The organism is Stenotrophomonas sp. YJH_SMC_58, from assembly GCF_059369635.1.
Map to the genome: position 1 here is coordinate 228,524 of NZ_JCAFSW010000004.1, position 19,379 is coordinate 247,902.

Consider the following 19,379-nt stretch of genomic DNA (forward strand, 5'->3'; position numbering starts at 1 on the left):
TCTCCCCCATGGGCAAGATCATTGGTATCGACCTCGGCACCACCAACTCGTGCGTGGCGATCATGGACGGCGGCAAGGCCCGCGTCATCGAGAATTCGGAAGGCGATCGCACCACCCCGTCGATCGTCGCCTACACCAAGGACGGCGAAGTCCTGGTCGGTGCCTCGGCCAAGCGCCAGGCCGTGACCAACCCGAAGAACACCTTCTACGCGGTGAAGCGCCTGATCGGCCGCAAGTTCACCGACGCCGAAGTGCAGAAGGACATCGCGCACGTCCCGTACAGCATCCTGGCCCATGACAATGGCGACGCCTGGGTGGCCACCAGCGACGGCAAGAAGATGGCCCCGCAGGAAATCTCGGCCAAGGTGCTGGAAAAGATGAAGAAGACCGCCGAGGACTTCCTCGGTGAGAAGGTCACCGAAGCGGTCATCACCGTGCCGGCCTACTTCAACGACAGCCAGCGCCAGGCAACCAAGGACGCCGGCCGCATCGCCGGCCTGGACGTCAAGCGCATCATCAACGAGCCGACCGCGGCCGCGCTGGCCTATGGCCTGGACAAGGGCGACAACAAGGATCGCAAGATCGTGGTGTACGACCTGGGCGGCGGCACCTTCGACGTCTCGGTGATCGAGATCGCCAACGTCGACGGTGAAAAGCAGTTCGAAGTGCTGGCCACCAACGGCGACACCTTCCTGGGTGGCGAAGACTTCGACAACCGCGTCATCGAGTACCTGGTTGAAGAGTTCAACAAGGACCAGGGCATCGACCTGCGCAAGGATCCGCTGGCCCTGCAGCGCCTGAAGGATGCTGCCGAGCGCGCCAAGATCGAGCTGTCCAGCGCCCAGCAGACCGAAGTGAACCTGCCGTACGTCACCGCTGACGCGTCGGGTCCGAAGCACCTGAACATCAAGCTGACCCGCGCCAAGCTGGAAGCCCTGGTGGACGACCTGATCAAGAAGTCGATCGAGCCGTGCCGCGTCGCCCTGAACGATGCCGGCCTGCGTTCGAGCGACATCAGCGAAGTGATCCTGGTCGGCGGCCAGACCCGCATGCCGAAGGTGCAGCAGGCGGTGACCGAGTTCTTCGGCAAGGAACCGCGCAAGGACGTCAACCCGGACGAAGCCGTGGCACTGGGTGCGGCGATCCAGGGCGGCGTGCTGGGCGGCGACGTCAAGGACGTGCTGCTGCTGGACGTGACCCCGCTGTCGCTGGGCATCGAGACCATGGGCGGCGTGTTCACCAAGATCATCGAGAAGAACACCACCATCCCGACCAAGGCCTCGCAGGTGTTCTCCACCGCCGAGGACAACCAGTCGGCCGTGACCGTGCACGTGCTGCAGGGTGAGCGCGAACAGGCCCGCTTCAACAAGTCGCTGGCCAAGTTCGACCTGTCCGGCATCGAGCCGGCCCCGCGTGGCCTGCCGCAGGTGGAAGTGTCCTTCGACATCGACGCCAACGGCATCCTGCACGTGTCGGCCAAGGACAAGAAGACCAACAAGGAACAGAAGGTCGAGATCAAGGCCGGTTCGGGCCTGTCCGAGGAAGAGATCGCGCGCATGGTCGCCGACGCGGAAGCCAACCGCGAAGAAGACAAGAAGTTCCAGGAACTGGTGCAGGCCCGCAACCAGGCCGACGCCCTGATCCACGGTACCCGCAGCGCCATCACCGAGCACGGCAGCAAGGTCGGCGGCGATGTCATCGGCAAGGTCGAGGCGGCCCTGGCCGACCTGGAAACCGCGATGAAGGGTGACGACAAGGCACAGATCGAAGCCAAGTCGAAGGCACTGGAAGAAGCTGGCCAGTCGCTGTTCGCCGCTGCTTCGGCCGACCAGGGCGGTGCCCCGGGTGCCGACGCCGGCAATGCCGGCAAGGCGCAGGACGACGTGGTCGACGCCGAGTTCACCGAAGTCAAGGACGACAAGAAGTCCTGATCCGGACCGACACGGGACGCTGGCCACCAGCGTCCCGTTGTCGCATCAGGGTCCTGACCGCCCACCGGCGTGTCGGGGCGCCCGACGCAAGAGCGGACCTGGTTCCGCTCTTCCGCTTTGACGAATCCCGACTTTCCGGAACCAGATCCACGATATGAGCAAGCGCGATTATTACGAAGTGCTGGGCGTTGCCCGCACCGCCACCGACGACGAGCTGAAGAAGGCGTACCGTCGCTGCGCGATGAAGTTCCACCCGGACCGCAACCCGGGTGATGCGGCGGCCGAAGCCTCCTTCAAGGAGTGCAAGGAAGCCTACGAAGTGCTGTCCGACGGCAACAAGCGCCGCATGTACGACAGCCATGGCCACGCGGCGTTCGAGCACGGCATGGGCGGCGGCGGGCCGGGCGGCCCGGACATGAACGATATCTTCGGCGATATCTTCGGCAACATCTTTGGCGGCGGTGGCGGTGGTCCGCGCCAGGCGCGTCGCGGCGCCGATATCGGCTACGTGATGGAGCTGGACCTGGAAGAAGCCGTGCGCGGCGTCGAGCGCCGCATCGAGATTCCGACCCTGGCCGAGTGCGGCGACTGCGATGGCAGTGGCTCGGAAGACGGCAAGGTCGAAACCTGCAATGTGTGCCATGGCCGCGGCCAGGTGCGCATCCAGCGCGGCATCTTCGCCATGCAGCAGGCCTGCCACAACTGCGGCGGCCGTGGCCAGATCATCGCCAAGCCCTGCAAGACCTGCCACGGCAACGGCCGTGTCGAGGAAGACAAGGTGCTGTCGGTGAAGGTGCCGGCCGGCGTCGATACCGGCGACCGCATCCGCCTGCAGGGCGAGGGCGAAGCCGGTCCGGCCGGTACGCCACCGGGCGACCTGTACGTGGAAGTGCGCGTGCGCGAGCATGCGATCTTCCAGCGCGATGGCGACGACCTGCACTGCGAAGTGCCGATCCGCATCTCGCAGGCGGCACTGGGTGACACCGTGCGCGTGGCCACCCTCGGCGGCGAAGCGGAGATCCGCATTCCGGCCGAGACCCAGACCGGCAAGCTGTTCCGCCTGCGCGGCAAGGGCGTGCGTTCGGTGCGCAGCCGCAGCGAGGGCGACCTGTACTGCCGCGTGGTGGTGGAGACTCCGGTCAACCTCACCCCTGAGCAGCGCAAGCTGCTGGAACAGTTCGAAGCCACCTTCGTCGGCGAGGAGGCGCGCAAGCATTCGCCGAAGTCGGCCACCTTCATGGATGGCGTGAAGGGCTTCTGGGACCGGATGACGTCCTGAGTTTTTCAACCGAAGCGTTGAGCGGTAGCGCCGGGCCATGCCCGGCGTTTTCGTTTGCGATCAGCGGAAAAACGCCGCCGGCGTCTGCCCCAGCTGGCGCTTGAACATGCTGGTGAACGCGCTGGGGCTGTCGTAGCCCATCGCCAGCGCGACATCGATGACCTTGTCGCCGACCGCCAGCCGCTCCAATGCGGCCAGCAGTCGCGCCTGCTGTCGCCACTGGCCGAAGGTCATGCCCAGTTCGCTGGCGAAATGACGCTGGATGGTTTTCACGTCCACTTCCAGCGCCTGTGCCCAGTCCTGCAGCGTCGCGTCATCGCCGGGGTGCTTCTGGATGTGCTGGCAGATCCGCTGCAGGCGCGGGTCGGTTGGTGAGGGCAGGTGCAGCGGCAGCGCGTCCATGCGGTGCAGCTCGTCCAGCAGGAGGCGGACCACGCGGCCGTCGCGGCTGTCGTCCACATGCGCGGTCTCGATCAGGCTGGCGGCCAGCAGCAGCTCGCGCAGCAGCGGCGCCACCTGTACCGCGAACGCCTCGTCCGGCAGCTGCGGCGCGAAGTCCGGCTCCACGTACAGGCTGCGCATGTGTACTTCGGCGATGCAGTCCACCGCATGGGCCATGCCGGCCGGGACCCAGATCGCGCGGGTTGAAGGCACTACCCAGCGGCCGCCGTCTGCACGCACCACCATCAGTCCGGACATGGCGAACACCAGCTGGTGACGGCGGTGCCGGTGGGGCGCGATGTGGGTCCCGGGCTTGTAATGGCGGGCGCGGCAGGTCACTGGGCGGTGCACCGGAACCTCGTTCCACGGCGCACTCTCGCGGACCTGGCAGGGGATGTCCTTTTTGCGATAGGCCATGACCCGAACGCGGCAGAAGGGAGGGGAGGGCAACCGTAGCATGCGTGGCTCGCCCCCAACCTGACTGCGTCCATGTCCGCCTTGGCTTCTCCCGCAACGACCTCACGTCCGGTGGCTCCCGGTGTGCTGGCAGCTATTTCCACCTCGCATGTCGTCAACGACATGATGCAGTCGCTGATCCTGGCCATCTATCCAGTGATCAAGGGCGGCTTCAACCTGAGCTTCACCCAGATCGGCCTGATCACGCTGACCTACCAGCTGACCGCTTCGATCTTCCAGCCACTGATTGGCGCCGCCACCGACCGTCGCCCGGCGCCGTACTCGCTGCCGATCGGCATGGCCTCGACCCTGTGCGGCATGCTGCTGCTCGGCTTCGCGCCGAACTATGCGGTGGTGCTGATGGCTGCGGCGATGGTCGGCATTGGTTCGGCCATTTTCCATCCGGAAGCATCGCGCATTGCGCGGCTGGCCTCGGGTGGCCGCCATGGCTTCGCGCAGTCGGTGTTCCAGGTGGGCGGCAATTTCGGTACCGCGCTCGGTCCACTGATTGCTGCAGCCGTGATCGTGCCGCATGGCCAGCATGCCGCGTCGTGGTTTGCCGGCGCCGCGCTGATCGGCATTGCACTGCTGACCTATGTCGGCCGCTGGTACGCGCTGCACCTGGGCACCCCGCGCCCGGCCAGCACCGCCTCGATGGCGCCGCGCCATCCCCCGCGCACCGTGGCCAAGGTGCTGGCGATCCTGCTGGTGCTGATCTTCAGCAAATACTTCTACATGGCCAGCATCGGCAGCTACTTCACCTTCTACCTGATCCACCATTTCGGCATTCCGGTGGCACAGGCGCAGCTGCATCTGTTCGCATTCCTGGTGGCGTCCGCCGCCGGCGGCTTCCTCGGTGGCCCGCTGGGCGATCGCATCGGCCGCAAGCCGATCATCTGGACCTCGATCCTGGGCGTTGCACCGTTCGCACTGATGCTGCCGCATGCCGATCTGTTCTGGACCACGGTGCTGGCGGTGCTGATCGGTTTCGTGTTGTCGTCGGCGTTCTCGGCCATCGTGGTCTATGCCCAGGAGATGATGCCGCACCGCATCGGCATGGTGTCCGGCCTGTTCTTCGGCTTTGCGTTCGGCATGGGTGGACTGGGTGCTGCCGTGCTCGGCCTGCTGGCGGACAAGACCAGCATCGAGTACGTCTACCAGTTGACTGCGTTCCTGCCGCTGCTCGGCATCGTGGCGGCGTGGCTGCCGCCGTCGCGCCCTGCTGTTCACTGAGGGGTTTTTGGTTTGCAGGGCTTGCAGCCCTGCACCCGCAGAGGCAACGTCAACAGCAGAAGCGGGCTATCCGTGGGGTGGCGGGGTGGGTCCGGTTGCAGGGGACGCCGTAAACCCATCCCTGGGGGCTTGGCCGCGGCATCCATGCCGCGGACACCCCTGCAACCGGACCCACCCCGCCTTCGACAGTTTTCCGTGATCTGCCGGAACGGCGTACTGCTCTGGTAGGTGTCGACCTTGGTCGACACGGTAGATCCACGCCATGCGTGGATGACTCATTCGATATCTGACAGATGTGTCGACCAAGGTCGACACCTACCAACAGCGCGGAACAACAGCCGCAGTTACCAACAGCCGCGTGAACCTGTCGAAGGCGGGGCGGTGTCGGAGTGCGGGGTGTCAGCGGCATGGATGCCGCTGCCAAGCCTACAAGGACGTACTTGCGGCGTCCCCGCACTCCGACACCGCCCCGCCACCCCACGAAATGCCGCTTTGGCTTCGGCTTCGGCCGTTGCAGTTGCCGTTGCATTGAGCAGGTGCAGGGCTGCAAGCCCTGCCGAAAACCCCCTTGGGCGTAGAATGCGGCCATGAGCGAATCCCTTGATAACCACCTGGTCCACGGCCGCCGCCAGCGGCCGGATGGCCCCTCGCCGATCGATGTCATCTCGGTCCAGTCGCAACTTGTCTACGGCCACGCCGGCAACAGCGCCGCCGTACCGCCGATGCGCGCGCTGGGCGTGCGCGTAGCGGAAATCCCGACCGTGCTGCTGAGCAATGCGCCTTTCTACGACACCACGCGCGGTCGCGTGCTGCCCGCTGACTGGTTCGCCGACCTGCTGCTGGGCAGCCACGAGCGTGGCCTGCCACAACGGGCGAAGATGCTGGTCTCCGGCTACTTCGGCAGCACCGCCAACGGCGCCGCCTTCGCCGACTGGCTGGACGGGATCCTGCCGGCCTGCCCGCAGCTGCGCTATTGCCTGGACCCGGTGATTGGCGATACGCACACCGGCCCCTACGTGGAACCCGGGCTGGAAGCGATCTTCGCCGAGCGCCTGTTGCCGCATGCCTGGCTGGTGACGCCGAACGCTTTCGAACTGAATCGCCTGACCGGCATGCCGGCGTTGGCCGAGGCCGATGCCATCGCCGCCGCGCGCACGCTGCTGGATCGCGGCCCGCATTGGGTGATCGCGCACAGCGTGGGCGGCACCCCGGGTGAACTGGTGACCCTGGCCGTCGGCCGCGAGGAAACCTGGCGCTGGACCTCGCCGCTGCTGCCGGTGGACGTGGCGGGTACCGGCGATGTGCTGATGTCGCTGGTGGTGTCGTTCCTGCTGCGCGGCGAATCGATGCAGCAGGCGATCTCGCGTGCGATTGCCGGCACCCACGCGGCCCTGGAGGCGACCCTGGACAACGGCTTCGAAGAATTCGACGTGATCGCTGCAGCGCCTGCCGCGCTGGCCGAGGGGACGCGCTTCCGCGCCGAACGCGTGGCATGAGCGGCCTGCTCGAACGCACGCCGCGCACGGTCGGCATCGTCGGCAGTGCCGGCGCCTACGGGCGCTGGCTGACCCGCTTCTTCCAGCAGCACATGCAGCTGCGGGTAATCGGCCATGATCCGGCTGATCCGGGCTCGCATACGCCGGAACAGCTGCTCGCGCAGGCCGATGTGCTGGTGTTCTCGGCACCGATCCGGCATACGCCGGCGTTGATCGCCGAGTACGTGCGGCAGTCGGCCGGCCGCGAGCAGGACCGGCTGTGGCTGGACGTGACCTCGGTGAAGGAGGCGCCGGTGCAGGCGATGCTGGCCTCGCAGGCCGAGGTGGTCGGGCTGCACCCGATGACCGCGCCACCGAAAGCGCCGACCCTGAAGGGTCGGGTGATGGTGGTCTGCGAAGCGCGGCTGCGGCACTGGCAGCCATGGGTCGATTCGCTGTGCACGGCGCTGCAGGCTGAGTGCGTGCGGGCCACGCCACAGCATCACGACCAGATGATGGCGCTGGTACAGGCGATGGTGCATGCCACCCACCTGGCCCAGGCCGGCGTGCTGCGCCAGTACCAGCCGCAGCTGGGCGACCTGGCCGCGATGATGCCGTACCGGTCGGCATCGTTCGAACTGGATACGGCGATCATCTCGCGCATCCTGTCGCTGAACCCCGCGATCTACGAGGACATCCAGTTCGGCAACCCGTACGTGGCGTCGATGCTGGAGCGCTTGGTCGGCCAGCTGCAGGCCCTGCAGGCCCAGGTCGGACAGGGCGACGACACTGCACGCAGTGCATTCCGTGAGCAGCTGCTGTCGTCCAACCGCAGTGCCTTCGGCGAGCAGGCACTGGCCGCGGGCAACTACACCTTCGAACGCGTGGGCTATCTGCTGGCTGACCTGACCGAGCGCAATGCGTTGTCGGTGCACCTGCCGGAAGACCGGCCGGGCTCACTGCGTGAGCTGCTGAACGTGTTCGAGCAGCACCGCATCAGCCTGGCCTCGATCCATTCCTCGCGCACGCCTGGCGGCGAAGTGCATTTCCGGATCGGGTTCGTGGCCGGCAGCGATCCGGGGGCGATCAGTCGCGCGGCCGCCGAAGTGGACGCCAGCGGCATCGGGCGGGTGCTGGGCTGAGCACATTCATCCACAGGCGGTGTGGATGGTTTCTGAGCAAAGGTGTGGATAACCTCGCTCAGCCCTTGGTAGTAAAGGCTGTCAAGATGGTTGGTCAAAAATTGATCACGCTTTTTGTAGGGTCGAGCCATGCTCGACCGCCTTTGGCAAAAGGCGTGTCGACAAAGGTCCACACCCACCAGAGCGGAGCGGTACGAAATCCGGTGGCGCCGGGCCGTGCCCGGCGAACCTCAGATCGTCAGCCTCAGCTCACCGCCACTGGTGGTGAACTCGCGGCCGTCGCGTACCAGCGGCCGTCCATCATCCAGTTCGTAGCGTGGCGTGGCTTCGGAATGGTGCCCGCTGCCATTCGCCTCGGGCTTGAACTCGATGATGATGTGGCTTTCGCCGTTGCTGTCGACGGCGGGGAACTGACGGAACGACATCGTGCACCTCCTTCAGCGGATGCTGCTGTTGCGCGGCCAGCTTGGCCGCGCCGATGTTAGGCGGACGTCATCAATCGATGAACTGCAGGCGTGCAAGTTCAGCGTACAGTCCGCCTTCGGCCAGCAGTTGCGCGTGCGTGCCCTCGGCGACGATGCGGCCCTGGTCCATCACCACGATGCGGTCGGCCTTGAGCACGGTGGCCAGACGGTGGGCAATGACCAGCGTGGTGCGGCCCGCCATCAGGCGTTCCAGCGCTTGCTGCACGCCGTGCTCGCTCTGCGCGTCCAACGCGCTGGTGGCTTCGTCCAGCAGCAGGATCGGCGCATCCTTCAGCAGTGCGCGGGCAATCGCCACACGCTGCTGCTGGCCACCGGACAGGCGGGCGCCGCGCTCGCCCAGCTCACTGTCATAGCCCTGCGGCAACGCGCGCAGGAATCCGTCCGCCTCGGCGGCGCGTGCGGCATCTTCCACCTCGCTGTCGCTGGCCTGCAGGCGGCCATAGCGGATGTTGTCGCGCGCGCTGGCGGCAAACAGCGTCGGCTGCTGCGGAACCAGCGCCAGCTGTCCGCGCAGCTCGGCCGGGTCGACCTGGCGCACGTCGATGCCATCCACGCAGATGCGGCCACTGGCCGGATCGTGGAAGCGCAGCAGCATCGACAGCACCGTGCTCTTGCCTGCGCCGGACGGGCCAACCAGGGCCACGGTCTCGCCCGGGCGCACGTGCAGGTTGAAATGGTCCAGCGCCGCCTGGTCTGGCCGCTGCGGGTAATGGAACACCACGTCGTCGAACCGGATCTCGCCACGCAGCGGCTGCGGAAGCACGTGCGGCTGCGCCGGCGCGCGGATCTCGATGTCTTCCTGGAGCAGTTCGCCGATGCGGCCCATGCCGCCGGCCGCGCGCTGCAGTTCGTTCCAGACTTCGGCCAGGGCACCGACCGAACCACCACCGATCAGCGCGTACAGCACGAACTGGCCAAGGGTGCCTGCGCTGAGGCGGCCATCGATGACATCGTGCGCGCCCAGCCACAGCACGCCGACGATGGCGCCGAACACCAGCAGGATGGCGCTGGCGGTGACCAGCGACTGCGCACCGATGCGGCGGCGGGCGGCCTTGATGGCATCGCCCAGTGCATGGTCGAAGCGGCCGCGCTCGTAGGGTTCGCGTGCATGCGCCTGCACCGTCCTTACGGCGCCCAGGGTCTCGCTGGCCAGGCTGTTCGCATCGGCGATGCGGTCCTGGCTGCTGCGCGCGACGGTGCGCAGCTTGCGCGCACCGATGATGATCGGCAGTACCGCAAGCGGAATGCCCAGCAGCGACCACGCCGCCAGCCGCGGGCTGGTGACGAACAGCATCGCCAGGCTGCCGACCACCGTGACGCTGCTACGCAATGCCACCGACATGGTCGAGCCGACCACGCTGCGCAGCAGCTCACTGTCGGCGGTCAGGCGCGAGACCAGCTCACCGCTGCGGCTGCGGTCATGGAAGCCGGCACCGAGCTGGATGAGGTGTGCGTAGAGGCGGCTGCGCAGGTCAGCCACGACCTTTTCGCCCAGCAGCGACACGAAGTAGAAGCGCGCGGCGGTGGCCAGGGCCAGCACCACGGCCACCAGCATCAGCAGGGCGAAGGCACGGTTGATCTGGCCGCCGCTGCTGAAGCCGTGGTCGATCATCTGCTTGACCGCCGGCGGCAGGCTCAGCGTGGCCGCCGAAGACACCGCGAGGGCCATCAGCCAGGCGGTGAACAGGCCACTGTGGCGGCGCACGAACGGCCATAGCGTGCGCAGGCTGCCAAGGCGGCGCAGCGGCGGGGGCGAGGCGGGGGCGCCGTCCTTGTCAGTCATCCTGGTGGTCGTCTTCTATGCGGATACGGTCACGAGTGGCGTCGCGCAGGCGGATTTTCAATGCGTCGACCTGATCGGCCGGCAATTCGACCCGCAGGCACACCCCGTTCGCGTCGAACTGTTCATCGCGCTTTTCCGCGCCGAACCCCGGAAGGGCCGCATGCAGGGTGCCCAGGTCTTCGAAGCCGGCCTGCAGCTGCAGCCGTGCCATGGCGACCAGCGCCAGCCGCGGCGCGGTGCGCAGGCATTCTGCGGCGGCGCCACCGTACGCCCGGACCAGGCCGCCGGCGCCGAGCTTGATGCCACCGAACCAGCGCGTCACCACCACCATCACCCGGTCGAAGCCCTGCCCGTCGATCGCGGCCAGGATCGGCCGCCCGGCGGTGCCTGCCGGCTCGCCATCATCGCTGGAGCGGTAGTCCTGGCCATGCCGGTAGGCCCAGCAGTTGTGTGTGGCGTCGGCCACGGCAACCTGTTGCAGGAACGCCAGCGCTGCGGGGGCGCCGTCGATCGGCGCGGCATGGGCGATGAAGCGGCTGTGTTTGACTTCCAGCGTGTGGCTGACGGGCTGGGCGAGGGTATCGAGCATTCCCGCCATTCTACGGTGTTGCCGGGTACCCCCGCCCGTTTCAGTCGTCCAGCAGCGGGCGCAGGTCACGCGGCAGGCGCGCTTCCGGATATTGCTGGATGTAGCGCTCCAGGCTGGCGCGGGCGAGGTCGCGCTGGTCCTGGTCACGGCGCTCGCGGATTTTCTGCAGCCACTGCCGGCGTGGCAGGCGCGCGTCGGCGTCCACCTCGGCCTGCACGGTATCCGCGCTCAGGCCCGCATCGCTGCCGCGGCGCATGATGCCCGGAGCCGAACGGCTGGGAGCCTCACGCTTCATCGAGGTGATCTCCACCCGATCCAGCGCCTCCGCCCGCTCGACCTCGGCGGCATTGGCTGCTGGTGCCGGTGCAGGTGCCGCGGCCGTGCGTGCTTTCAGTGCCCCGGACGCTGCCGGCGCGAATGCCGGTGCAGGTGCCGGTGCCGAGTAGGCGGCGGGTGCCGGTGGCGCAGGCGGCGCTGCTGCCGGTGCTGCCGTCGGCGCTGGCGGGAGGGCCGCAAAGGCGGTATCGGCGGCCGCATCCGCAGCCATCGATCGTGCAGCCTGGGCCGGCGCTTCAGCGGTTTCGGCCGGCGCCGGCTCGGGCGCGCGTGCGATGGACGGTGCCGGGGCAGCGGCAACAGGGGCGGCCTCGGGTGCTGCGGGCGCAGCGCTTGGTTGGGCGCCCGCCACAGCGCTGTCGGCTGCACTGTGGTCAGCGGCCTGATCGGCAGCCGCAACGTCTTCTGCCGCTGCCGGTGCCGCAGCAACAGCGGCCTCACCGGCCGGAACCGGCGGCGGTTCCGGACGCAGCTGCCAGGCGATGCCGATGGCAAACACCATCGAGGCGGCGATGCCGAACACCGCCGGCCAACGCGGGCGTGTGCGCTGCGTGCGCGGCGCCTCGGGAGAGGCGACCGCATCGGCGGCCGGCGCGTCCACGGCAGCGCGTGCCGCGGCCAGGATGGCGGCGTCCAGTGCGGCGGGCGGAGCCTGCTCGGCGCGACGGCCGAGCAGCCGGGCCAGCTCGCGTTCTTCCGGCGTCAGCGGTTCGTCTCGGTTCATGCGTTCAATCCCGCACGCAGCTTGTCCATCGCATAGCGCAGCCGCGATTTCACGGTTTCCCGGCCTACGCCGGTGATCTGGCCGATCTCCTCCAGGCTCAGTTCCTGATCCAGCCGCAGTTGCAGCACTTCGCGCTGCTCAGGCGGCAGTTGTTCCATCGCCAGCTGGATGCGGCGACGTTGTTCGAATTCGGAAAGCTCGCCTTCCGGGGTCTGCCCATCCTCGATCGCGGCCAGGCGCAGATCGGCATCGGCCGGGGCAGCCGGGCGGTGGCGGGCGGCGCGCCAATGGTCGTTCAGGCGGTTGTGGGCAATGCGGAACAGCCAGGTGCTGAAGGCCGCGTCCGGTTGCCACCCGGCACGGGCGCTGATCACCCGCTGCCAGACGTCCTGGAAGATCTCCTCGGCCAGCGCGGTGTCGCGCAGTTGCCGCAGCAGGAAGCCGAACAGGCGCTTGCGGTGGCGCCCATACAGGCTTTCGAACGCGCGCAGGTCGCCACCGGCCCAGGCCAGCATCAAGGCTTCATCGGTTGGCAGTGCGCTGGCTTCCACGGCGTACAGGGTAAGGCCTGCAGGCGGTGGCGCATAGCCGGTGGCAGGGGCGGGCAGGGCGAGGTTCATGGCATGGAAGCAGCTACGGACAGCACGAAAAACGTACGGGCGCACGATTCGGGGTTTACGGGCTTCCATTGCCCCCCGGGTGGCGCGCTATGCTCGGCGGCTCAGGGGAGGCGACGCACAGACGGCGCCAAGAGATTGTCATTTGTCCACGCATGCTGAATCGGCGGAAGAGCCACTACACGAGGCCGTGTTGAGCACGGCGCTGGTGCGCGCGTTGCATGCGCTTTTGCCGGAAACGGCCGTGGTCCGCGTTGGCTGGGACGACCCGCAGCTGGGGAATGGCCGAGGGGGCTGGCCCTTGCTTGCGATTGACAGCGCTGCGTCCGTGGAGCCCGCCACCGGCGATGGCCAGCACGGCTGGGAGTATGACGGTGCGCGGCTGCTGCTGTCGGTTGCGGGCGCGGTGCCTTCACCCGCGTGGTGGGGGCTGGCCCGGCAGGCAATGGAACTGGCGCTGCAGCGCGGCCGCCAAGCCGGCCAGATCAAGGCACTGGAAGAGGCCGAGCGGCTGCAGCAGGCCCTGTTCCAGATTGCCGATCTGGCCGGTGCCGATCTGGAAATGCCCGAGATGCTGCGCCACGTGCATGGCGTGCTCGGCACGCTGATGTATGCCGAGAACTGCTACATCGTGGAATACGACGATGTGCGCGACCAGATCCGGTTCCTGTACTTTGCCGATCAGGTCGATGACTTCGTCGCCGATCCCACGCAGAGCCATGACGCCAGCGAGATGCCGCGCAGCCTGACCGTGGCGCTGCTGCGCCATGGCAAGCCGCTCAGTGGCCCTTCGCGCAAACTGCTGGCGCAGGTGATGGAACAGGAGCATGACCCGCAGCGCGGTCCCGAAAGCCTGGACTGGCTGGGCGTGCCGATGCTGCGCGACGGCCGCGTCTGCGGGGCCATCGTGGTTCAGAGCTATGAACAGGCCGCCCGCTACGGCGAGGCCGAGCGCGCACTGCTGGGCTTCGTCGCCCAGCACGTGCAGACCGCGATGGATCGGCGCCAGGCGCAGGTCCGGTTGGAACAGCAGGTGGCGCGGCGCACCCAGGAACTGCAGCGGGCCAACCACAGCCTGCAGGACGAGGTAGCCGAGCGTCGTCGTGCCGAACAGCTGCAGACCGCCCTGTACAACATCGCCGAAATGGCGATGTCGGCCGACAGCCTGGCTCAGTTCTACGGGCAGGTGCACGGCGTGGTCGGGCGCCTGCTCGACGCGCGCAATTTCTACATCGCCCTGGTCAACCCGGCCGGCAACGGCCTGGATTTCGTGTATTCGGTGGACGAGCACAATGCCAGCCGCGCGCCACGGCCCTTCAGCCGGGGCCTGACCGAATACGTGGTGCGCAACCGGCGCCCGCTGCTGGCCTCGCGCGCGCAGATCGATGCGCTGCTGGCCAGTGGCGAGGTGCGTGAATCCGGTGCACGTTCGCACTGCTGGCTGGGCGTGCCGCTGCTGCGCGACGACGAAGTGGTCGGCGCGATCGTGGTGCAGAGCTACAGCGAAAACAGCACGTTCAGCGTTCACGACCAGCGCCTGCTGACCTTCGTCGCGCAGAACATCGGTACCGGCCTGGCCCGTCAACGCGACCAGCAGCGGCTGCGTTCGGCGCATGCCGAGCTGGAAAAGCGCGTTGAGGAACGCACCCGCGAACTGGCCGAGGTCAACGAAAAGCTGCTTGGGCAGATCGGTGAGCGCCTGCGTGCCGAGCAGCGCCTGACCCACCAGGCCATGCACGATGCGCTGACCGGCCTGCCCAACCGCCTGCACCTGCTGGATCGCCTGCAGGATTCACTGGCGCTGGCCAAGCGTGAGGGCGGACCGGTGTTCGCCGTGCTGTTCCTCGATCTGGACCGCTTCAAGCTGGTCAACGACAGCATCGGCCATGCCGCCGGCGACCGCATGCTGGTGGAAGTGGCCAAGCGCATCGTGTCGATGGCGGGTAACGAAGATGTGGTGGCCCGGCTCGGCGGTGATGAGTTTGCTGTTCTGCTGCAGTGCCCGCAGGGCCTGGCGCAGGCACTGGATTTCGGCCAGCGGCTGCTGCTGGCGTTGCAGGAATCGATGTGGATCGCCGGGCGCGAACTGTTTCCGTCCGGCAGCCTGGGCATTGCCTTGTGGAATCCGCGCTACCGCACCGGAGAAGAGCTGCTGCGCGATGCGGATGCGGCCATGTACCGGGCCAAGGCGCAGGGCCATGACCGCTGTGCGATTTTCGACGAGGACATGCGCGAAGAAGCCATGCGCAGCCTGGACCTGGAAGCCGACCTGCGCCGTGCGATCAACAACCGCGATTTCGTACCGTTCTACCAGCCGATCGTGCGCTTGTCCGACGGTGAAGTGGTCGGCCACGAGGCGCTGCTGCGCTGGCAGCATGAGCGCCGTGGCCTGCTGCTGCCCGGCGCGTTCCTGGAGCTGGGTGAAGAGAGCGGCCTGATCGAACAGGTGGACTGGCTGATCTACGAGCAGGTCATCGCGGGGCTGGCACGGGGAGGCGAAGGCTACGTCTCGGTGAACGTATCGCCCCGGCATTTCCGCTCGGCAGAGTTCAGTGATCGCCTGTTCGGCCTGCTCGACAGCTGTGGTGCCGATCCGCGCCGGCTGCGCCTGGAAATCACCGAGGTGGCGTTGCTGGACGACGGCCCGCACACGCTGCGTATCCTGCAGGGCCTGCGCGAGCGCGGCATCCAGGTGCAGCTGGACGATTTCGGTACCGGGTTCTCCGCGCTGTCCTACCTCCACCGTTTCCCGATCAGCACGCTGAAGATCGACCAGAGCTTCATCGCCGGCCTGCACGGTCCGGAAGTGCAGAGTACGCGGGCGCTGGTGGAAGGCGTGCTGTCGCTGGCGCGCACGCTGGGCATTGAGACCATCGGCGAAGGCATCGAGACCGACGCGCAGCGGCAGACCCTGCGTGAACTGGGCTGCGACTACGGCCAGGGCTACCTGCTGGGGCGGCCCGCGCCCTGGGCGCACGCGGCGGCCTGAGCCACCGCGTGCAGCTGGATCATCGCAGGGCGGCGCGGCGCTTCTCGTCGATCCACTTCGAGGCCTGGGCCGGCTGGTAGTTCTTCATCCACTGCAGCATCTCTTCGATGTCCGAGCCGTACCACAGGTCCTGGCGCTGGTCCGGATGCAGGAAGCGTTCTTCCACCATGCGATCGATCATGCCGATCAGCGGGGCGTAGAAGCCGTCCACATCGAGGAAAGCGCATGGCTTGTTGCCGATGCCCAGCTGGCGCCAGGTCAGCATCTCGAAGATCTCTTCCATGGTGCCGAAGCCGCCGGGCAGGGCGACGAAACCGTCGGCAAGATCGAACATGCGCGACTTGCGCTCATGCATCGAACCGACGATCTCCAGTTCGGTCAGGCCACGGTGGGCCACTTCCCAGTCGGCCAGCTGGCGCGGGATCACGCCGGTCACCTCGCCGCCAGCGGCGAGCACGGCATTGGCCACGGTTCCCATCAGGCCGACGTTGCCGCCGCCATACACCAGGCGCAGGCCGTCGCGGGCGATGCGGTCACCCAGGGCAATGGCGCGCTCGGTGTAGGCCGGTTTGCTGCCAGCGTTGGAACCACAGTACACACAGATCGATTTCATGGATCTTCCTGTCTCTTGGCCGGAAACGAAAACGCCCCGTCGCCAACCGCAGGGCGGTCGGGGACGGGGTGTCCTTGGATTATGAGCCCTTCTGTAGAGCCGAGCCATGCTCGGCTGCTCTTCGTTCAGATCGCGGCAAAGGCCGAGTCGAGCACGGCTCGACTCTACAAACGCCAAGCAGGCCTACGCGGCAGCGGCCTGCTCGCGGCGCGGGCCTTCACGCAGGGCGCGGCCGACCATGCCCACCAGCAGGTCCAGCTCCTCGCTGTCCATGCCGAAGTGCGGGGTGAAGCGCAGCGAGTTCTCGCCGCCGTGGATCACGTTGATGCCGTGCTGGCGCAGCCATTCCTCGGTCGAGTTGGCGCCGTAGCACTTGAACTGCGGGGCCAGCTCGCAGGAGAACAGCAGACCGGTGCCCTGCACCTTGGTGATCAGCCCGCCCAGCTCGTTCTTCAGCTGTTCCAGCTTGCGCACGGCCTCGGCACCGCGTTCGGCGATGTTGGCGCGCACCTGCGGGGTCAGCTGGGCCAGGGTGGCGCAGGCCACGTCCAGCGCACGCGGGTTGCTGGTCATGGTATTGCCATAGATGCCCTTGCGGTACAGCTGCGCGGCATGCTCGGTCACCGCCAGCACCGACAGCGGGTACTGCGCGGCGTTGAGGGCCTTGGAATAGGTCTCCATGTCCGGCGGGTCGAGGCCTTCGAAGCCCGGGTAATCGACCACCGACAGCACGCCATGCGCGCGCAGGCCGGCCTGGATCGAGTCGAGCAGCAGCAGGCTGCCGTGGGCACGGGTCAGTTCGCGGGCAACGGCATAGAACGACGGCGGCACCGAACGCCCCGGGTCGCCTTCGCCCATCACCGGTTCCAGGAACACCGCCTCGATGAACCACTGGTTGCGTGCGGCGTCCTCGAACACCTTGCGCAGGCCGGCTTCGTCGTACGGCGCCACGGTGATCACCGAGTCCTCACCGCGGTAGCTGGCCAGGTGCTGCATGTAGCTCTTGCGGCTGGAATCGGAATACAGGGCAGGGCGGTCGGTACGGCCATGGAAGCTGCCCTTGACCACCACGCGCTTGATCGCAGCGCCAGCGTGGCGCGCACCCGGGTCGGTCTGCAGCTTGGCGTTGACATCGGCGATGCGGGCGGCCAGGCCGACCGCTTCGGAACCGGAATTCAGGCACATGAAACGGGCGAACGGGCAGCCGCCACGGCGGTGGCCGATCTCGGCGCGCAGGGCGGTGATGAAGCGCTGCTGCGACAGGCTGGGGGTCATGATGTTGGCCATCACCTGCGGGCGGGCCATCGCCTCCAGCACGGCGTCCGGGGTGTGCCCGAAGCCGAGCATGCCGTAGCCGCCGGCGTCGTACAGCACGGCGCCCTTCAGGGTGACCACCCATGGGCCGCGCGCAGCCAGTGCCACGTACGGGGTCACCGCGTCATCGGCATAGAAATTGACGAAACCGTCCTGCATCGCGTCGATCTGCGCCTGTTCGTCCTGCGCCAGCAGCGGCCCCAGGTCGGCCTGCACGCGCGCGAATTCCTCGGCAGCGGCGTCCACCGCGGCGATCAGCTGCGGGTGGTTGGCGGACAGGGCGGTCAGGGTGGCATCGTCCAGCCCGGTGGTGAGACGGGTGCCGGGCTGGCTGCGCAGGGGGGCGAGGCGTTCGATGAAGCTCATTGCAGATCTCCTGAAACAATGGGTCGCACGGGTCTTCAAAAGCAAAACGCGCGTCATCACGCGCGCTTGGGGCAGGCTCGTGCAGCGGACTTCCGACTCGATGCTAGCACTTGTTTTTTTGCGCGATAACCCCGCAGAAACCTGCTGCATAGCAGCATTTTCCGCGACGTTCGTCGCGGAGCACGCCGGCTCGCAGACGCTGGACGTACAATGCGCGCCATTGTCGACCTGTTGCCGCCCACCGCCTTGAAGAAGTCCGATTTCCATTACGACCTGCCGGCTGAACTGATCGCGCAGGCCCCGCTGGCCGAACGTTCCGCAAGCCGCCTGCTGCTGGTACCGCCGGCGCCCGATGCCTTCACCGACCTGCAGGTGCGCGACCTGCCGTCGCTGCTGCAGCCGGGCGACCTGCTGGTGTTCAACGACACCCGGGTGATCCCGGCGCGCCTGTTCGGGCAGAAGGCCAGCGGTGGCCGCGTGGAGATACTGATCGAGCGCCTGCTCGGTGGCCAGCAGGCCCGTGCCCAGGTGGGCGCCAGCAAGTCACCGAAGGCCGGCAGCCGCATCGCGCTGGATGCCGGCGGTGAAGCAGAAGTGCTGGGCCGCGATGGCGAGTTCTACGTACTGCAGTTCCATGTGCCGGAATCGCTGGAACAGTGGCTGCTGCACGCCGGCCGCCTGCCGCTGCCGCCGTATATCCAGCGCGAGCCGGGCGTGGACGACCGCGAGCGCTATCAGACTGTGTTCGCGCGCGAAGTGGGGGCGGTGGCGGCGCCGACCGCCGGCCTGCATTTCGACGAACCGCTGCTGGCCGCACTGAAGGACAAGGGCGTGGAGTTCGGGCACGTCACCCTGCACGTGGGTGCAGGCACCTTCCAGCCGGTGCGTGCCGATGACCTGAAGGACCACGTGATGCACCGCGAGTGGCTGAACGTGGGTGCCGAGCTGGTGCAGCAGGTGCGGCGCACGCGTGCCGCCGGCGGCCGCGTGATCGGCGTCGGCACCACCGTGGTGCGCGCGCTGGAAAGTGCGATGCGCGATGGCGAGCTGCTGCCGTTCGCTGGTGAGACGCAGATCTTCATCACCCCCGGCTACCGCATCCGCAGCGTCGACGCGATGGTGACCAACTTCCACCTGCCGGAAAGCACGCTGCTGATGATGATCTCCGCGTTCGCCGGCAAGGAGCGCGTGTTCGAGGCCTACCGGCACGCGATCGAGCAGCGCTACCGCTTCTTCAGCTACGGCGACGCGATGCTGCTGTTCCCGCAGGCGGGGTAGGGCCACAGCCTCTGCTTGTGGTGGGTGCGCACCGTTGGTGCGCACTTGCAGGTGCCTGGAGCCCCGGAAAGCCACGCTTGGCGTGGCTCTACTGCCGCTGGAATCAGTAGATCCACGCCATGCGTGGATGGCATCCCAACGTTCTTCCCGGCATAAGGTGCACTGCGAGTGATGTGGTGACCACCCGCCAAGGCCAGTGGCGACGAAGGTGAAACCGCGCCCCGCGAGGTTTGTCGCTTTTTTCAGGATTAAGCGGGCAGCCCGCCGACAGGCGGTCGTCCAAGGCCTGCGACAGCGGGCTAGGATCGCATCGCGCAGACCCCGGGGA

15 protein-coding genes are annotated in these 19,379 nt (G+C 67.4%); 7 read left to right on the forward strand and 8 right to left on the reverse strand.

All coding sequences use genetic code 11. The features are described from left to right. Nucleotides 1-8 precede the first annotated feature (8 nt). Nucleotides 9-1,931 carry a molecular chaperone DnaK gene (gene dnaK, locus AC5P68_RS07785; RefSeq protein WP_005409241.1) on the forward strand — a complete coding sequence of 641 codons (1,923 nt, stop codon included), beginning with the start codon at nt 9-11 and terminating at the stop codon, nt 1,929-1,931. Nucleotides 1,932-2,085: 154 nt separating this feature from the next. Next, nucleotides 2,086-3,210, forward strand: a complete 1,125-nt coding sequence (dnaJ, locus tag AC5P68_RS07790; RefSeq protein ID WP_005409242.1) for a molecular chaperone DnaJ — start codon at nt 2,086-2,088, stop codon at nt 3,208-3,210. A 60-nt stretch (nt 3,211-3,270) separates the two neighbouring features. On the opposite strand, the gene AC5P68_RS07795 is transcribed toward dnaJ, so the two are convergent. Next, nucleotides 3,271-4,068 carry an AraC family transcriptional regulator gene (locus AC5P68_RS07795; protein ID WP_049453731.1) on the reverse strand — a complete coding sequence of 266 codons (798 nt, stop codon included), beginning with the start codon at nt 4,066-4,068 and terminating at the stop codon, nt 3,271-3,273. Nucleotides 4,069-4,140: 72 nt separating this feature from the next. On the opposite strand from AC5P68_RS07795, the gene AC5P68_RS07800 reads away from it, so the two are divergent. The 3 genes from AC5P68_RS07800 (at nt 4,141) to AC5P68_RS07810 (ending at nt 7,957) form a co-directional block, all read left to right on the forward strand. Continuing rightward, nucleotides 4,141-5,340 carry an MFS transporter gene (locus AC5P68_RS07800; RefSeq protein WP_111188707.1) on the forward strand — a complete coding sequence of 400 codons (1,200 nt, stop codon included), beginning with the start codon at nt 4,141-4,143 and terminating at the stop codon, nt 5,338-5,340. Between the two features lie 587 nt (nt 5,341-5,927). Next, nucleotides 5,928-6,836: a pyridoxal kinase gene (gene pdxY, locus AC5P68_RS07805; protein ID WP_495216638.1), complete on the forward strand. Its 909-nt coding sequence runs from the start codon at nt 5,928-5,930 to the stop codon at nt 6,834-6,836. Further along, nucleotides 6,833-7,957: a prephenate dehydrogenase gene (locus tag AC5P68_RS07810; RefSeq protein ID WP_495216639.1), complete on the forward strand. Its 1,125-nt coding sequence runs from the start codon at nt 6,833-6,835 to the stop codon at nt 7,955-7,957. Before pdxY ends, AC5P68_RS07810 begins: the two co-directional genes overlap by 4 nt. Nucleotides 7,958-8,187: 230 nt before the next feature. On the opposite strand, the gene AC5P68_RS07815 is transcribed toward AC5P68_RS07810, so the two are convergent. The 5 genes from AC5P68_RS07815 to AC5P68_RS07835 form a co-directional block, all read right to left on the reverse strand. After that, the gene (locus tag AC5P68_RS07815; RefSeq protein ID WP_005409247.1) at nt 8,188-8,382 is read right to left on the reverse strand and encodes a hypothetical protein; all 195 of its coding nucleotides are present in this window, start codon (nt 8,380-8,382) and stop codon (nt 8,188-8,190) included. A gap of 70 nt (nt 8,383-8,452) precedes the next feature. Then, a complete protein-coding gene (locus tag AC5P68_RS07820; protein WP_033834408.1) occupies nt 8,453-10,225 on the reverse strand; it encodes an ABC transporter transmembrane domain-containing protein in 1,773 nt (590 codons plus the stop codon). Beyond that, entirely contained in the window at nt 10,218-10,814 is a 597-nt protein-coding gene (locus AC5P68_RS07825) for an IMPACT family protein (protein ID WP_005409249.1), read from the reverse strand. The genes AC5P68_RS07820 and AC5P68_RS07825 overlap by 8 nt, the downstream gene beginning before the upstream one ends. A gap of 40 nt (nt 10,815-10,854) precedes the next feature. Further along, on the reverse strand, nt 10,855-11,874 hold the full coding sequence (locus AC5P68_RS07830) for a hypothetical protein (RefSeq protein WP_033834409.1): 1,020 nt from the start codon (nt 11,872-11,874) through the stop codon (nt 10,855-10,857). Continuing rightward, the gene (locus AC5P68_RS07835; RefSeq protein WP_229295586.1) at nt 11,871-12,389 is read right to left on the reverse strand and encodes an RNA polymerase sigma factor; all 519 of its coding nucleotides are present in this window, start codon (nt 12,387-12,389) and stop codon (nt 11,871-11,873) included. Before AC5P68_RS07835 ends, AC5P68_RS07830 begins: the two co-directional genes overlap by 4 nt. Nucleotides 12,390-12,681: 292 nt before the next feature. Here AC5P68_RS07835 and AC5P68_RS07840 point away from each other — a divergent pair, with 292 nt between their 5' ends. Beyond that, nucleotides 12,682-15,480 (forward strand): bifunctional diguanylate cyclase/phosphodiesterase, encoded by a 2,799-nt coding sequence (locus AC5P68_RS07840; RefSeq protein WP_495216692.1) that lies wholly within the window; start codon nt 12,682-12,684, stop codon nt 15,478-15,480. Nucleotides 15,481-15,499: 19 nt separating this feature from the next. Here AC5P68_RS07840 and AC5P68_RS07845 read toward each other — a convergent pair whose 3' ends face one another. After that, on the reverse strand, nt 15,500-16,093 hold the full coding sequence (locus AC5P68_RS07845) for an LOG family protein (RefSeq protein ID WP_033834411.1): 594 nt from the start codon (nt 16,091-16,093) through the stop codon (nt 15,500-15,502). 183 nt (nt 16,094-16,276) lie between these two features. Further along, complete coding sequence (locus AC5P68_RS07850; protein WP_005409254.1) at nt 16,277-17,773, reverse strand: aminotransferase class III-fold pyridoxal phosphate-dependent enzyme; 1,497 nt, start codon at nt 17,771-17,773, stop codon at nt 16,277-16,279. Between the two features lie 210 nt (nt 17,774-17,983). On the opposite strand from AC5P68_RS07850, the gene queA reads away from it, so the two are divergent. Further along, nucleotides 17,984-19,051 (forward strand): tRNA preQ1(34) S-adenosylmethionine ribosyltransferase-isomerase QueA, encoded by a 1,068-nt coding sequence (gene queA, locus AC5P68_RS07855; protein WP_012479927.1) that lies wholly within the window; start codon nt 17,984-17,986, stop codon nt 19,049-19,051. The last annotated feature ends 328 nt before the right edge of the window (nt 19,052-19,379 follow it).

Coding starts and splice junctions, on each gene's coding strand:
- dnaK (WP_005409241.1), top strand. CDS start 9: ATGGGCAAGATCATTGGTATCGACCTCGGCACCACCAACTCGTGCGTG.
- dnaJ (WP_005409242.1), top strand. CDS start 2,086: ATGAGCAAGCGCGATTATTACGAAGTGCTGGGCGTTGCCCGCACCGCC.
- AC5P68_RS07795 (WP_049453731.1), bottom strand. CDS start 4,068: ATGGCCTATCGCAAAAAGGACATCCCCTGCCAGGTCCGCGAGAGTGCG.
- AC5P68_RS07800 (WP_111188707.1), top strand. CDS start 4,141: ATGTCCGCCTTGGCTTCTCCCGCAACGACCTCACGTCCGGTGGCTCCC.
- pdxY (WP_495216638.1), top strand. CDS start 5,928: ATGAGCGAATCCCTTGATAACCACCTGGTCCACGGCCGCCGCCAGCGG.
- AC5P68_RS07810 (WP_495216639.1), top strand. CDS start 6,833: ATGAGCGGCCTGCTCGAACGCACGCCGCGCACGGTCGGCATCGTCGGC.
- AC5P68_RS07815 (WP_005409247.1), bottom strand. CDS start 8,382: ATGTCGTTCCGTCAGTTCCCCGCCGTCGACAGCAACGGCGAAAGCCAC.
- AC5P68_RS07820 (WP_033834408.1), bottom strand. CDS start 10,225: ATGACTGACAAGGACGGCGCCCCCGCCTCGCCCCCGCCGCTGCGCCGC.
- AC5P68_RS07825 (WP_005409249.1), bottom strand. CDS start 10,814: ATGCTCGATACCCTCGCCCAGCCCGTCAGCCACACGCTGGAAGTCAAA.
- AC5P68_RS07830 (WP_033834409.1), bottom strand. CDS start 11,874: ATGAACCGAGACGAACCGCTGACGCCGGAAGAACGCGAGCTGGCCCGG.
- AC5P68_RS07835 (WP_229295586.1), bottom strand. CDS start 12,389: ATGCTGGCCTGGGCCGGTGGCGACCTGCGCGCGTTCGAAAGCCTGTAT.
- AC5P68_RS07845 (WP_033834411.1), bottom strand. CDS start 16,093: ATGAAATCGATCTGTGTGTACTGTGGTTCCAACGCTGGCAGCAAACCG.
- AC5P68_RS07850 (WP_005409254.1), bottom strand. CDS start 17,773: ATGAGCTTCATCGAACGCCTCGCCCCCCTGCGCAGCCAGCCCGGCACC.
- queA (WP_012479927.1), top strand. CDS start 17,984: ATGCGCGCCATTGTCGACCTGTTGCCGCCCACCGCCTTGAAGAAGTCC.